At 69.9% G+C, this 14,394-nt stretch carries 13 protein-coding genes and 1 pseudogene; 10 read left to right on the top strand and 4 right to left on the bottom strand.

The window, feature by feature from the left end:
• Positions 1–248: 248 nt before the first annotated feature.
• From E0493_RS24050 to E0493_RS18365, 9 genes and pseudogenes are all read left to right on the top strand, one after another.
• Positions 249–432, top strand: a pseudogene (locus tag E0493_RS24050) (DDE-type integrase/transposase/recombinase); the annotation flags it as partial.
• Between the two features lie 371 nt (positions 433–803).
• Positions 804–1,358: a cupredoxin domain-containing protein gene (locus E0493_RS18400; RefSeq protein ID WP_160938719.1), complete on the top strand. Its 555-nt coding sequence runs from the start codon at positions 804–806 to the stop codon at positions 1,356–1,358.
• 37 nt (positions 1,359–1,395) lie between these two features.
• Positions 1,396–3,312 (top strand): copper resistance system multicopper oxidase, encoded by a 1,917-nt coding sequence (locus E0493_RS18395; RefSeq protein WP_160938718.1) that lies wholly within the window; start codon positions 1,396–1,398, stop codon positions 3,310–3,312.
• A gap of 5 nt (positions 3,313–3,317) precedes the next feature.
• Positions 3,318–4,079: a copper resistance protein B gene (locus tag E0493_RS18390; protein ID WP_160938717.1), complete on the top strand. Its 762-nt coding sequence runs from the start codon at positions 3,318–3,320 to the stop codon at positions 4,077–4,079.
• Between the two features lie 13 nt (positions 4,080–4,092).
• Entirely contained in the window at positions 4,093–4,548 is a 456-nt protein-coding gene (locus tag E0493_RS18385; RefSeq protein ID WP_160938716.1) for a plastocyanin/azurin family copper-binding protein, read from the top strand.
• Positions 4,529–5,296, top strand: a complete 768-nt coding sequence (locus tag E0493_RS18380) for a response regulator (RefSeq protein ID WP_160938715.1) — start codon at positions 4,529–4,531, stop codon at positions 5,294–5,296. The genes E0493_RS18385 and E0493_RS18380 overlap by 20 nt, the downstream gene beginning before the upstream one ends.
• Positions 5,293–6,528, top strand: coding sequence for an ATP-binding protein (locus E0493_RS18375; protein WP_160938714.1), 1,236 nt, complete (start codon positions 5,293–5,295; stop codon positions 6,526–6,528). Before E0493_RS18380 ends, E0493_RS18375 begins: the two co-directional genes overlap by 4 nt.
• A 10-nt stretch (positions 6,529–6,538) precedes the next feature.
• Positions 6,539–7,012 carry a DUF411 domain-containing protein gene (locus E0493_RS18370; protein ID WP_235913871.1) on the top strand — a complete coding sequence of 158 codons (474 nt, stop codon included), beginning with the start codon at positions 6,539–6,541 and terminating at the stop codon, positions 7,010–7,012.
• 177 nt (positions 7,013–7,189) lie between these two features.
• Positions 7,190–7,540 (top strand): hypothetical protein, encoded by a 351-nt coding sequence (locus E0493_RS18365; protein ID WP_160938712.1) that lies wholly within the window; start codon positions 7,190–7,192, stop codon positions 7,538–7,540.
• A gap of 145 nt (positions 7,541–7,685) precedes the next feature.
• Here E0493_RS18365 and E0493_RS18360 read toward each other — a convergent pair whose 3' ends face one another.
• Entirely contained in the window at positions 7,686–8,186 is a 501-nt protein-coding gene (locus E0493_RS18360) for a c-type cytochrome (RefSeq protein ID WP_160938711.1), read from the bottom strand.
• 201 nt (positions 8,187–8,387) lie between these two features.
• On the opposite strand from E0493_RS18360, the gene E0493_RS18355 reads away from it, so the two are divergent.
• Complete coding sequence (locus tag E0493_RS18355) at positions 8,388–8,723, top strand: hypothetical protein (protein WP_160938710.1); 336 nt, start codon at positions 8,388–8,390, stop codon at positions 8,721–8,723.
• A gap of 17 nt (positions 8,724–8,740) precedes the next feature.
• Here E0493_RS18355 and E0493_RS18350 read toward each other — a convergent pair whose 3' ends face one another.
• From E0493_RS18350 to E0493_RS18340, 3 genes are all read right to left on the bottom strand, one after another.
• A complete protein-coding gene (locus E0493_RS18350; RefSeq protein WP_160938709.1) occupies positions 8,741–9,544 on the bottom strand; it encodes a copper resistance protein B in 804 nt (267 codons plus the stop codon).
• Between the two features lie 3 nt (positions 9,545–9,547).
• Positions 9,548–11,353: a copper resistance system multicopper oxidase gene (locus E0493_RS18345; protein WP_160938708.1), complete on the bottom strand. Its 1,806-nt coding sequence runs from the start codon at positions 11,351–11,353 to the stop codon at positions 9,548–9,550.
• A 190-nt stretch (positions 11,354–11,543) separates the two neighbouring features.
• On the bottom strand, positions 11,544–13,943 hold the full coding sequence (locus E0493_RS18340; protein WP_160938707.1) for a heavy metal translocating P-type ATPase: 2,400 nt from the start codon (positions 13,941–13,943) through the stop codon (positions 11,544–11,546).
• Between the last annotated feature and the right edge of the window lie 451 nt (positions 13,944–14,394).

The raw sequence follows: 14,394 nt of genomic DNA, 5'->3' as shown, positions 1-14,394 counted from the left end.
CGACCGAGGTGATGCCGTGATGCCCGAAGCAACCGTCGAACCCAGCCGACCTGAGCCCTCCGTCCCGCGCGGACCCACGTGGAACGGGGCGGTCACCCATCTGCACATCGCTCCCCGCGCCTTCCTGCCCATGCGGGCGCAGGAGAGTGTCGAATTGGTGACCGGGCGCGGCATTTGGCCTGCCCCCTTAAAAGTGGGCCGCCGATGATGTGAGAATGGCGGGACGCGGAGAGGGGGCAGGCCAGCGACGGCTGGTCACTGACGGGCTGAAGAGCTACGGCGTGGCGCAATGTGAGCTCCTGCCCGAGGTCCAGCATCGGAGCAGCCGGTACCTGAACAACCGGGCGGAGAACTCGCATCGGCCCACCCGGCGACGCGAACGCCAGATGCAGCGGTTCAAGTCGCCTGACCAGGCGCAGCGGTTCCGGTCAGCGCATGCCTTCATCCACGGCCATTTCCGGCCGCGGCGGCACCTGATGCCGGCCAGCCAGTACCGAAACGCTCGCGCAAAAGCCCTCCGGATCTGGTGTCAGGAGACGTGCGCCCAATTCGCAGTGTGAGGATCAGCGGGGTGCTGCCGTCCGCCCGAACACGTCCCTCACCTCAGCAAGTTGACGATGCCGGCCGCGCAACTCGGCGGCCAAGCTTCTCTGCCGTACAGCGCCTGAAATCTTTTGTCATGCTTGAGCAATCGGGCATTCGCAATCGGTTGGTAACCGCGTCTCCTGGCTCGCCGGAATCCGGCGGCTGACCCGTCCCGCCGTTCCCGGCGAGGGGGGTGTCCAGAACAAGGGATGTGATGCATGCGCCTGCGGATCGGCCTCGTGGCCGCAGCAATCATGGTAGCGGCAGTTGGTGGGACGCCTGCCTGGGCGAATTCGGCCTACCAGGCCTTTGGCGCCAAAGGGCGCCCCCAGGACGTGCGACGCACCATCGACATCACGATGCGGGACAACGCCTACCAGCCCCGCCGCATCCAGCTCCGCGCCGGCGAGACGGTCCGCTTCCGCATCCGGAACGAGGGCGAGCTGCTGCACGAGTTCAACATCGGCACCGCGGCAATGCACCAGCAGCACCAGCGCGAGATGCAGGCGATGTTCGACAGCGGGATGATGACGCCGACCGGGCTGGGCCACATGGACCATGCGGGCATGGGGCACGGCGGCGGCGCGCATGGCAACATGGGCCAGGGCGGCATGGCGATGGCGCATGACGACCCCAACGCCGTGCTGGTGGAGCCGGGCAAGACCGCGGAGCTGGTGTTCAAGTTCACCAAGCCCGCCGAGCTGGAGTTCGCCTGCAACATCCCGGGCCATTACCAGTCAGGGATGGTGGGCGAGGTCGCCTTCTCGAAGTGACCTCGGAAGTAGCTGGCCGCCAGGAAGAAAGGACACCATGAGCGACGGAAGACTCAGCAGGCGGCAGGCACTGGGCCTGGGCATCGCGGCGCTGGCGCTGCCGGCCGCCCCCGGCGCGCTGGCGCAGCCGCGCCTCGGCCGCGGCCTGCCGCGGGAGTTCAACCTCGCGCTGTCGCACGTCACCGCCAGCTTCACCGGGCGGCCGCGCCCCGCGATGGCGGTGAACGGCCAGATTCCAGCGCCCGTCCTGCGCTTCCGCGAGGGCGAGGAGGTGATCGTCAACGTCAGCAACCGGCTGCGCGAGCACACCTCCATCCACTGGCACGGCCTGATCCTGCCGAGCGACCAGGACGGCGTGCCCGGCATCAGCGACGGCTTCCAGGGCATCGCGGCGGGCGAGACGCACCAGTACCGCTTCCCGCTCGTGCAGTCCGGCACCTACTGGTACCACAGCCATTCCGGCCTGCAGGAGCAGGCCGGCATCTATGGGCCGCTCATCATCGACCCGGCGACGCCCGATCCCTTCGGGCACGACCAGGACTACATCATCCAGTTCTCGGACTGGACGGACGAGGCGCCGGACCGCGTGCTGGCCAACCTCAAGCGCGATCCCGGCTACTACAACTACGACAAGCGCACCCTGGCCGACCTGCTGCGCACGCTCGGCGGCGCGCCCGATGCCGAGGCGCGCTCCGCCATTCTCGCCGACCGCATGATGTGGGCGGGCATGCGGATGGACCCGACCGACATCGAGGATGTCAGCGGCTACACCTATCTGGTGAACGGCCGCACGCCCGCGCAGAACTTCACGGCGGTGTACCAGCCCGGCCAGACGGTGCGCCTGCGCTTCATCAACAGCGGCGCCATGTCGCACTTCGACGTGCGCATCCCCGGGCTGGAGATGACGGTGGTGCAGGCGCATGGCAACAACGTCCGCCCGATCGCGGTGGACGAGTTCCGCATCGCCCCGGCCGAGACCTACGACGTCCTTGTCCGCCCGCGGGACGGCCGCCAGTACCAGATCCTGGCGGAATCCATGGGCCGCCAGGGCTTCGCGCAGGCCAGCCTGGCGACCCGCGACGGCCTGCCCGCGCTGCCCCTTCCCCCGCACCGCCCGCGCCCGGTCCTGACCATGGCGGACATGGGCATGAACTACGGGCCGAGCGGGCTCGACCGTGGGACCCCTCGCCCGGAGGTGGACGCCCCGGGCCACGTCGCGCCGATGGACATGGGGGGTATGGACCACTCCGCCATGCAGGCGCCCAGCGGTGGCTCCCAAGGCATGCAGGGCGGCTCCACGGGCGGTATGAGCCACGGGAGCATGCCCGGGATGGACCACGCCAGCATGGGGAGCATGGACCATTCTGCCATGGCGGGGACGAGCCGCGCCGCCATGGACAGCATGGCAGGCACAAACCACGGTGCGACTGGTGGGATGAACCACGCGGCCATGGACCAGGGCGGCATGGCGATGCCGGACCCGCTGGTGAACGACACCGGCGCGCCGCCAGAGGCACGCGTGCTGTCCTACCGCGACCTGCGCGCCCTGGCGCCGCGCTACCGCCCGCGCGCGCCCGACCGCGTCATCGAGGTCCGGCTGACCGGCAACATGGAGCGCTACTTCTGGTCCATCAACGGCAACCCCTTCAGCCACGCGCAGCCGATCGTGCTGAACCATGGCGAGCGGGCGCGCTTCCGCTTCGTCAACGAGACCATGATGAACCACCCCATGCACCTGCACGGCCTATGGATGATGCCGCAGGTCGGCCATGGCGCGGAGAACCCGATGCTGCACGTGGTGAACATCAAGCCGGGCGCCACGCTCGACGTCGACATCGAGGCGGATGCGCCGGGCGGTTGGGCCTTCCACTGCCACATGCTCTACCACATGGAGACCGGCATGATGCGCAAGGTCTCCGTTGTCGCGCGGCCGCGCGTCGCGGCGGCGGGATGAGTGGCATGCAGGCGCCGATCGCCCGACAAGCCGGGCGGGCCATCATCGCCGCGCTGGGCCTCGCCCTCGCCGCCGGTGGAGCGCGGGCTCAGGAGGCGCTGCGCCCCGAAGGCGTGACGCAGACCGGCCACGAGGTCTTCAGCCATGGCGTTCTGGTCGAGCAGCTGGAGTACGGCTTCGGGCTCGACGGCCCCAATATCGGCCGCTGGAACGCCCAAGCCTGGTACGGCAGCGACACCGACAAGGCCTGGCTCAAGACGGAGGGCGAGACAACCCGCAGCGGCCGCGCCGAGAGCGCCGAGGTCCAGCTGCTCTACTCCCGCCTGCTCAGCTACTACTGGGACCTCCAGGCGGGCCTGCGGTACGACATCCGCCCGCTGCCCAACCGCGCCTACGGCGTCATCGGCCTGCAGGGCCTCGCGCCCGGCATGTTCGAGGTGGACCTGCAGGGCTTCGTCAGCGAGCGCGGCGACATTTCCGCGCGCGCCGAGGTCTCCTACGACCTCTACGTCACGCAACGCCTGGTGCTGCAGCCGAACCTCGAGGTAAACCTGGCGCTGCAGGAGGTGGAGGAGCTCGGCACCGGCGCGGGCTTCAATGACGTCGAGGTTGGGCTCCGCCTGCGCTACGAGGTCACCCGCGAGGTGGCGCCCTATATTGGGGTCAGCTACGAACGGAAGCTCGGCGACACGGCGCGCTTCGCCCGCAACGAGGGCGAGGATGTCGGCGGCTGGCAGCTCCTGGCCGGCGTTCGAATCTTCTTCTGAGGCGAGATAGACCATGATGATCCGCATCGCTCTGTCCGCGTTGCTCCTGACGGCCGGGGTGGCCGCCGCCGCGGAGCCCACAGCCACGATCCATGAACTGAACCGCGGTCCCGCGGCGGGGGAGACGTTTGCCTACGACCCGGCGCTCGTGCGCATTCCGGTGGGGGGCTCGGTGCGCTTCGAGCCGACCGACAAGGGCCACAACGTGGTTCCCATCCGCTCGCTGTGGCCCGCGGGGGTGCCGTCGGTCGACGTTCCCTTCAACTCGGCGGCGACCCTCGTTTTCGACAAGGCGGGCGTCTACGCGGTTCAGTGCACGCCCCACAACGGGCTTGGCATGGTGGCCCTGATCGTGGTGGGAAAGGCCGACATGGCCGAGTTCGCGGCGAAGGCCGCCTCCGCTCCCGGCCTGGCACCGAAGGCGCGGGCAAAGCTGGGCGTGCTGGCCGGTGCCGCCGACCGAGCCTGATGGCGGGCGCGACGGGCGGAGCGGCCCGCTGCCGCCCGAGGCCCATATCCTCGTGGTCGAGGACGATGGGGAGATGCGCCTCCTGATCAGCCGGTTCCTGCGGCAGAACGGCTTCCGCGTGACCGGTGCCCGAAACGGCGCCGAGATGTGGGAGACGCTCGGCGGCGCTCCCGTCGATCTGGTGTTGCTCGACGTCATGCTGCCCGGCCAGTCCGGCATGGACCTGTGCCGCGGCGTCCGAGCCAAGTCGGAGGTCCCCATCATCATGGTGACGGCGCGCGGCGAGGAGAGCGACCGGGTGCTCGGCCTTGAGTTCGGTGCTGACGACTACATCGCGAAGCCCTTCAGCCGCCCGGAACTGCTGGCGCGCATCCGCGCCGTGCTGCGCCGGGCGGGAGCGGGTGCGGCCCGCGCCGGGATGGTCGCGGGCGACAAGATGGTGTTCGCCGATTGGCACCTCGACACCCGCCGCCGCGAGCTCAAGGCGCCCGATGGCTCGGCCGTGGACCTGTCCAGCGGCGAGTACGATCTGCTGCTGGCCTTTTGCGAGCACCCGCAGCGTGTGCTCACGCGGGACCAGTTGCTCGATCTGGCGCGCAACCGGATCTCCGACAGCATCGACCGCTCGGTCGACGTCATGGTCAGCCGCCTGCGGCGCAAGCTGGAGCCGTTGGCCGATAGCCCTTCCATGATCAAGACCATTCGCGGCGCGGGCTACATGTTCATCCCCACAGTGCGCCGGGAATGAGGCGCCTCCTGCCCGGCAGCCTGGCGGGCCGCATCATCCTGGTGCTGCTGGTCGGCCTGATGGCCTTCCACGTCGGCAGCCTCTGGCTGCACCAGACCGGCAGCGACATCCTCCTGGGAAACACCCAGCAGAAGGTCACCAGCGAGCGGGTTGCCGCCGCCGCGCGCGCCATTGGCATGGTGCCACCGGACGCTCGTGAGGCCGTGTCGCAGGCCCTGTCCTCGCCGGGTTTCCAAGTGCGTTGGCAATCCGGCGCCGCAACGGGCGCCACTGCGGCCCAGGATCTCGCCACCACGGCGCGCCTGGAGGCCGAAGGCGCGGTCAACCTGCCGGACGGCAGCCATCTCTGGTACCACGCCGACCCGCTGCAGGCGCAGCCGGAGCACGCCACGCTGCTCTCCACCACGGCGATGGCCTTCGGCATCCTGGTTCTGGGGCTGCTGGTGGTGCGCCTCATCGCGCGCCCGCTGCGCGAGCTTTCCGGCGCCGCTGACCGCATCGGCAGGCCGGGGCAGACGGTCACCGTGCCCGAGGAAGGCCCCCGCGAGGTCCGGCAGGCGGCCCAGGCCTTCAACCGCATGCAGGCCCGCATCGACCGCCTCATCGCCGACCGGACCCAGGCGCTGGCGGCGGTCAGCCACGATCTTCGCACGCCCCTGGCGCGCCTCCGCCTGCGGGCGGGCTTCCTGGAGGATGCTGAGGTGCAACGGCAGGTCGACGCCGACCTCGACGAGATGGAGGCGATGATCGGCGCCACGCTGGCTTATCTGCGGGGCAATGAGGAGCAGGAGGAGGTTCGGTCCGCCGACGTCGCGGCGATGCTCCAGACGCTCTGCGGCGACGCCGAGGACATGGGCAGGTCGGTAATCTACGAGGGGCCGTCGCAGGCGCGGCTGCCCTGCCGGGCCATCGCGCTCAAGCGCGCCTTCGCCAACGTCATCGACAACGCGGTGAAGTACGGCACCTCGGCCCGGGTGGTGCTGGCCGACTGCGGCCGGGAACTCGTGGTCCACGTCGACGACGCCGGGCCGGGGGTGCCGGAGGAGCAGCTGGAGAGCGTCTTCCAGCCCTTCTACCGCCTCGAGGAATCCCGCAACCGCGGCACCGGCGGCTCGGGGCTCGGGCTGGCCATCGCGCGCCAGGCGATCGGCCACCACGGCGGCTCGGTGACGCTCCAGAACCTCGCGGGCGGCGGCCTGCGCGCCAGCATCCGCCTGCCCAGGCCAGCCTAGGAGAATGACGATGCTCGCCTGGAGCACGCGCCGGAACTTCACCATTGGCCTGCTCGGCCTGGCCGCGCTTCCCGCCGCCTGTGGCGGGCCGCCCAAGGTGGAAGCCTGGCGGGACCGCACCTGCGGCTGCTGCGGCGGCTGGGTCGAACACCTGTGGGCCGAGGGCTTCAAGGTGGAAGACAAGGTGGTTGACGCCGTCGGGCCGCACCGGCGGGCGCTCGGGACGCCTCCCGACCTGATATCCTGCCACGCGGGCAAGGTCGGCCGCTACGCCCTGGAGGGCCATGTCCCCGCGGCCGCCATCCGGCGGCTGCTCCGGGGGGAGCCCGCCGAGGTCGCCGGATTGTCTGTGCCCGCCATGCCGGTTGGCGTGCCGGGCATGGAGATGTCTGGAGCGGAGCCCTCGGCCTACGAGGTCGTGGCCTTCGGCCACGACGGCACGTGGTCGCCGTGGATGCGCTTCCGTGGCTTGGAGGCCGTGTGAGGACGGCCGCCATCCCCCCACCTGTGGCAGGCGCTCCAAACGCCTGCCTTGCCCCACGCGGTGCATGGCGCGCCGGTCACGGCCCATGGCCCCCGACCTGCCATGCAGCGTCGTCACCCTGGCGCGCCGCTGCGGGCCGGGGCGCACGCGGAATCCCTGCCACCCCAAGGAGGACACATGGTCCAGATCACATCGAAGGCGATCGGCAAGGTCGCCTTCGCCGCGACACTGCTGTTGGGCGTCGCCGCCTGCGCGCAGCCCGGAGGTCCTCCGGCGACGACCCCGGCCTCCTCGCAGATGTCCCTGACGCCAGCGCCGAGCATCCCGCCGGGCTCGTCTGCCGCCCAAGGCGGCATGGGCTCCATGCCCGGCCACGAGATGTCCAACATGCAGGGCCACAACATGGGCAGCATGAACATGCAGCAGATGATGCAGCACTGTCAGCAGCTGCGGGGGCAAGCCCGGCAGGGCACACTGTCGCCGCAGATGCAGCAGATGATGCAGCACTGCCAGATGATGAACCACTGACCAGATGGAGGCGGGGCGTCTTGGGACGTCCTGCCTCGCTTCGCGCGGGTGACGCCATCGCTTCCAGCGAGCGGCTTCTCCGTGCCCTCGGCTACCTTGGCGTGCCGATTTAACCTGACTCGCCGCCTGCCACACCTTGTTCGGACTACCCGCCGAGGGCCCGGTACTGCTCGGGCGACATGCCTGGCAAGGTCTTGATGAAGGCGACAATCGCCCAAATGTCCTCGTCGCCGTGATGCGAACCGAAGGCAGGCATGGCCGACATCTTGATGCCGTGCTTCACGATCCAGAACAGTTGCGCGTCGCTCCATTCGCCCACGGCCTCCGGCAGGTACGGCGGCTCCGGCCGCATGCCGCTGGCCCAGTCGGTGGAATCCTCGCCGGGGGCGCCATGGCAGTAGACGCAGCTTTCCTTGTAGTGGTGGGCACCCTGGCTGACCTGTCCGTCGGTGAAGCCGCTGGGTGGGCGGATGTCAGCCGCCTGCCGCACAATGGAGTTCCGCGACGTCGTCTCGAGCACCCAGCGCCCGAGCGCGGTATGGGGTGTCGTTGCGGCGACGTCATAGGCACCAGTTAGCGCGACGGCGAGGCCCGCACCGGCAAGCACCAGAAGGGCTGCGAGTGCACCGCCGAGGAAGCGCTTCATCCCTGTTCTCCTTCCATGAATGGCGTGACGCGTGCTGGACATCGTAACAACGCCGCGCCGTGTGGGTGCGTTCAACACATCCGCTGCGCAATTTGGCGCGGGCGGATTCCGGTCCCAGTGGCAGCGGGAACGTGCGATGGTTCCGGCGCATGCAATGACATGCTATTCCCGGCGTGAGCAGACTCTTCCGGAGGCCCGTCCATGCGCCACCCACGCCGCGAACCTGTTCGCCGCCACGCCACGCTTGTCCTCGCGCTCCTAGCCGTGGCGACGCTCGCAGCCTGCGCGAAGCCGCAGCCCGTGCCGCAGCCCGGCCTGCTGGGCGTCGGCACGCCCGGCGTGGCGTCGCACATGCCTGCGGAGGAGCCGACCAGTGTGCAGGCCTTGCTGGAGCGTTGCGGCCCGATGCCGCCAGAATCAGGCACGCCGCCCCGGCCACAGAGCTTCGCGGCGGCCTGCGAGGAGTTGCAACGCACCCTGCGCAACCAGCCGGGCAACTCCGTCTCCGCCGAGGGAACGGTGCTTCCCGGCGGCTGAATGCCGGGGCCATCACCTCAGAACCAGGCGCGCAGGCCGACCAGGAAGCGCAGATCATCGGCCTGCCCGCCCTCCTCGCGCCGCATGCGCGCGGTCCCGCCGAAGAAGTGCTGGTAGGCGACGCCAATATAGGGCGAGAACTTGCGCGAGATGTCGTAGCGCAGGCGCAGGCCCGTATCGATGTCCGACAGCCCCGCACCGACGCCGCGCCCTGCATCGTCCTTGGTGTACCAGTTCGTCTCGAACTGCGGCTGCAGCACGAGGCGCTGCGTCAGGTAGAGGTCGTAGGCGGCGTCGGTGCGCAGGGCGAAATGCCCGCGGTTGCTGGCGTATCCAGTGACCGCCACGTTCCAGAAGCCGATGGCCAAGCCCTGCACCCCCAGGGCCGCCCAGGTGCGGCCGGTTCCGTCGTCGATATCGGCGCGCACGCCGGCCTGGAGGTCGAAATAGGTCGAGATCGGCCGCTCGTAGAGCAGCTCGTGCTGCCCGTCGTCGACCTTGCCGTTGTTGGTCGAGTTGTAGCGTCCCTCGGTCCGGAGCCGCAGGCGGTTGTAGTCGTTGCCGATCCAGGCCTGGCCGCTCCAGCGGTAGTAGGACCCGTCCCCGAAGCGGCCCTCGTTCTGGTTCAGGATGCCGTGCATGTAGACGCGGTCGTCGGCGATCAGGTTGCCATAGGGCGAGGCGCCCTGGAGCGTGTCGGCGCCGAGGCCGGAGCCGAAGAAGGCGCCGCTGTCGCCGAAGATCTGCGCCTGCGCCGGCATCGCGGCGAACAGGGCGAGCGCGGGAAGAGCGGGAAGAGCGGGAAGGATGCGTCGGGTCATCGCTCATGCACTCCTCGGCAGAACCCGCAGCGTTCGGAACATCCCTGCCTCGAAGTGGTAGAGCAGGTGGCAGTGCAGCGGCCACTGCCCGGTCGCCAGCGGGGTGACGAGCAGGCTCAGCTGCTGGCTGGGCTTGACGTTGATGGTGTGCAGGTAGGGCCGGTGCTCGCCGTGGTCGTTCTCCAGCTCCATCCACATGCCGTGCAGGTGGATCGGGTGGCTCATCATGGTGTTGTTGACGAAGCGCAGCCGGAAACGCTCGCCGAGCGTCACGTCGATCGGCCCGACCTCGGTGAACTTCTTCCCGTCGAAGCCCCAGATGAAGCGGTGCATGTTGCCGGTGAGGTTCAGCACGATCTCCCGCGTCGGCGGCCGCTTGTCGAGGCCGGGATTGACCGAGCGGAGATCGGCCAGCGTCAGGATGCGGCGCTGCCCCATCAGGTGGTCGAGCCCGTCGCCCGGCAGGTCCAGGCGGTCGGTCGGCGTCTTGGCGACGAACTGGAGCTCGACGCCGGGCTTGAGCGCCTGCGTCTCGGGCGGCGCCTCGGTGCGCCGCGCGCGCCCCGGTCGGCGCGCGCGTTCCTCCGGTGGCACCTCCCCCATCTTGGAGGGCATGATGCCGCCGATGCGCGTGCGGTCGGGATGCGAGGCGGCCACCTGGTCGGGCGCCATGCCGGGCTTTCCCATGTCGGCCATGGTGCGCATCGGCGCCGGGTCCATCGGCGGCACCGGCGCCGACATGCCCATGCGCGGCGCCAGCGTGCCGCGCGCGAAGCCGCTGCGCTCCATGTCCTGCGCGAAGATGGTGAAGGCCCGGTCCTGCCGCGGCCGGACGACGACGTCGTAGGTCTCCGCGACGGGAATGCGGAGCTGGTCCACGGTGACGGGCACGACGTCGTTGCCGTGCACGTGGACGACGTCCATCTCCAGGCCTGGGATGCTGACGTCGTAGTAGGTGATGGCGGAGGCGTTGATGAAGCGCAGCCGCACGCTCTCGCCGGGGCGGAACAGCGCGGTCCAGTTGGCGGAGGGCGGCTGGCCGTTCATCAGGTAGGTGTAGAGCGCGGCGGTCGGCTGGGTGATGCCGCTCGGATCCATCCGCATGTTGGCCCAGCGCGCGCGCTCGGCCACCGTCATCCCGAGGCCGCTCTGGTTCACGTCGGAGACGAAGCTGCCGAGCGTGCGACGGTTGAAGTTATAGTAGTCGCTCATCTGCTTGAGGTTGTTCTGCACGACCAGCGGCGAGCCATCCATCCAGTCGCTCAGCACGACGACGTAGTCGCGGTCCACCTGGATGTGCGGCTGGCCCTCCGGCTCGATGATGAGCGCGCCATAGGCTCCCTTCTGCTCCTGGTAGCTCATGTGGCTGTGGTACCAGTAGGTGCCGCTCTGCACGACGGGGAAGCGGTAGGTGAAGGTTTCGCCGGGCTGGATGCCAGGGAAGGCCAGGCCGGGTACGCCATCCATCGGGTTCGGCAGGATGATGCCGTGCCAGTGGATGCCGGTGAGCTCCGGCAGGTTGTTGGTCACGTTGAGGGTGACCACGTCGCCCTGCCGCCAGCGCAACGCCGGCCCGGGGATGCCGCCGTTGATGGTGTTGCCCCAGTCCTCGGTGCCGGTCTTGTTGACGGCCGCACGGTCCAGCGTCAGGTCGAAGCGGGTCCCGCTCAGCACGGAAGGGTCGGCCGCGCCGGTCAAGGCGAAGGCGGGGCGGCTGAGCGCCCCTGAGGCCAGCCCGGCGCCCAAGGCAGCGGCGCCTTGCACGAAGCGGCGTCGTCCCAGTTGCGGTGCGGTGGGCTGGTCCGTCATCCTGTGTCTCCTGATGATGGGTAGGTCGTTTGCAGGGAGATGCGGGTCATGCCTTGCGGCCTTCCCATGTGGGAGGGTCAACGGCGGCGGCCCGCTTTTCGGACCCGTGTTGCAAGGCTCGAAACCATGTGAAGCGGGCAGAGGGCTATGGGCGGAGGCTGGGCTTGCACTGCTGCCTGCGAACCCCGGTTCACAGCCGCACCGTCCGCAGCCTTAGCGCATTGGCAATCACGGACGCCGAACTCAGCGCCATGGCCAGCGCCGCCACCACCGGGCTGAGCAGAATGCCCAGGAACGGGTAGAGCACGCCCGCGGCGAGTGGGATGCCGAGCGTGTTGTAGGCGAAGGCGAAGAACAGGTTCTGCCGGATGTTGCGCATCACCGCGCGCGACAGGTGCCGCGCCCGCGCGATACCCGCCAGGTCCCCCTTCACCAGCGTCACGCCTGCGCTCTGCATGGCGACGTCCGTGCCCGTGCCCATGGCGATCCCCACATCCGCCTCGGCCAGCGCCGGGGCGTCGTTGACGCCGTCGCCGGCCATGGCCACCACCTTGCCCTCCTCCCGCAGGCGCCGGACGACGCGGTTCTTGTCCTCCGGCAACACGTCGGCCTCCACCTCCTGGATGCCGAGCTGCCGCGCCACCGCCTCGGCCGTGGTGCGGTTGTCGCCGGTCAGCATGACGATGCGGATGCCGTCGGCGCGCAGGCTTTCCAGGGCGGCCGGCGTGGTCGCCTTCACCGGGTCGGCCACCGCGATGACGCCGCCCGGTCGGCCCTCCACGGCGAGGAACAGGGCCGTGCCGCCCTCGCGGCGCAGTTCGTCGGCACAGACCGCGAGGTCGCCCAGCTCCACCCCGAGGTCCTGCATGAGGCGCGCGTTGCCGAGCGCCACCGGGCGGCCCTCCACCCGGCCGGTGACGCCCTTGCCGGTGACGGAGGTGAAGTCCGCTGGCTCCTTCAGCGCCACGCCCTGCTCCTTGGCCGCGGCCAGGATGGCGGCCGCCAGCGGGTGCTCGCTCGACCGCTCCAGGCTGGCGGCGAGCGGCAGCACCTCGGCCTCGGTCAGGCCCGGCGCGGGGACCACCGCCACCACCCGGGGCTTGCCCTCGGTCAGCGTGCCGGTCTTGTCCACCACCAGCGTGTCCACCTTCTCCAGGTGCTCCAGCGCCTCGGCCGACTTGATCAGCACGCCCGCCGCGGCGCCCTTGCCGACGCCCACCATGATGCTCATCGGCGTGGCCAGCCCCAGCGCGCAGGGGCAGGCGATGATGAGCACCGAGACACCGGCGATCAGCGCATAGGCCAGAGCCGGGCTCGGCCCCCAGGCCGCCCAGGCGATGAAGGCCAGCACCGCCGCCAGGATCACGGCGGGCACGAACCAGCCCGCCACGGTGTCGGCCATGCGCTGGATCGGCGCCCGGCTGCGCTGTGCCTCCGCCACCATCGCGACGATGCGCGACAGCATGGTGTCGGAGCCCACCTTCTCCGCCCGCATCACCAAGGCGCCGGTGCCGTTCACGGTGGCCCCGATCAGCCGGGCGCCGGGCGCCTTCTCCACCGGCATGGATTCGCCGGTGACCATGGACTCATCCACGGTGCCGCCGCCTTCCAGCACCGCGCCGTCCACCGGCACGCTCTCGCCGGGCCGCACCCGCAGCCGGTCGCCGACCTGCACCTCGGCCAGCGGGATCTCTTCGTCCGAGCCGTCCGGCCGCAGGCGCCGCGCCGTCTTGGGCGCCATGTTCAGCAGGGCGCGGATGGCGCCGCCGGTGCGCTCGCGCGCCCGGAGCTCCAGCACCTGCCCAAGCAGCACCAGCACGGTGATCACGGCTGCCGCCTCGAAGTAGACGGCGACCGCGCCGTCCGTGCCACGGAAGCCGGCCGGGAAGATGCCGGGCGCGAAGGTGGCGACCAGGCTGTAGAGATAGGCGGCGCCGGTGCCAATCGCGATCAGGGTGAACATGTTCAGGCTGCGGTTCACCAGCGAGCGCCAGCCGCGCACGAAGAACGGCCAGCCTGCCCAGAGCACCACTGGCGTGCCGAAGGCGAACTGCACCCAGGCCGAGACCCTTTGGCTGACGAGATGGTGCAGCCCAAGGCCCGGGATGTGCCCGCCCATCTCCAGCAGGAACACGGGGAGCGTCAGCGCCAGCCCGATCCAGAACCGCCGGGTCATGTCGGCCAATTCCTGGTTCGGCACCGCCTCCGCGGTCATCTCCAGCGGCTCGAGGGCCATGCCGCAGATCGGGCAGTTGCCCGGCCCCTGCTGCCGGACCTCCGGGTGCATCGGGCAGGTGTAGATGGCGCCCTGCCGCACCGGGGCGGGCGCCTCCGCCTGCTCCAACCGCAGGTACTTCTCGGGGTCCGCCTCGAACTTCGACCGGCAGCCCGCCGAGCAGAAATGAAAGGTCGTCCCGCCATGCTCGATGCGGTGCTTCGCGGTGGCCGGGTCCACCTTCATCCCGCAGACCGGGTCGGTGACGGCGGCGGCCTGAGCGACCGTCGTGCCGCTAGGACCATGGCCTTGGTGCCCGTTGGCGCCGCTAGGACGGTGGTGGCCGTGTCCGTGAGCTTGGTGCTGGCCGCTCATGCCATGGTCTTCCCCGTGCTGCGCCTCCGGCGAACCGGCTCCGGTCCGGTCGCCGACAGAATGGCAAAGGCCAACAGGGGAAGGTCAAGCCGGGTTTCCGCCTGCAAGCGCGCTGACATGATTTGTCGTAATTGCGGCTGCAAACCTGCCTGCCCACAGGGGTTGAGCCGCAGTCAAAGGTCGCCTTCCCGCCTTGGCCGCAGTGCGCTGGCGGTGCGCCGCGGCGGAAAGGGAGGCGATCGTCGCGGGATCGGGCGTTCAGGGAGCGAGCCCATGGAACAGGTTGTCGACGCGCTCCTGACCGGAGCTGGGATGCTGTGGAAGGCCCTTTGGGCGCTGATCTTCGGCTACGTCATCTCTGCGGGAATCCAGGTTACGGTGAGCCGCGAGCAGATGGCTCGGGCCTTAGGCGACAGAGGCGTCCGGCAGGCAGCGCTTGCCTCGCTTTTCG

This window comes from Teichococcus coralli, from assembly GCF_009829925.1.
In the GTDB taxonomy this organism is placed as follows: Bacteria; Pseudomonadota; Alphaproteobacteria; order Acetobacterales; family Acetobacteraceae; genus Pseudoroseomonas; species Pseudoroseomonas coralli.
Note: the sequence above shows the minus strand (reverse complement) of the source record. Positions and strands in the feature narration are given on the sequence as shown.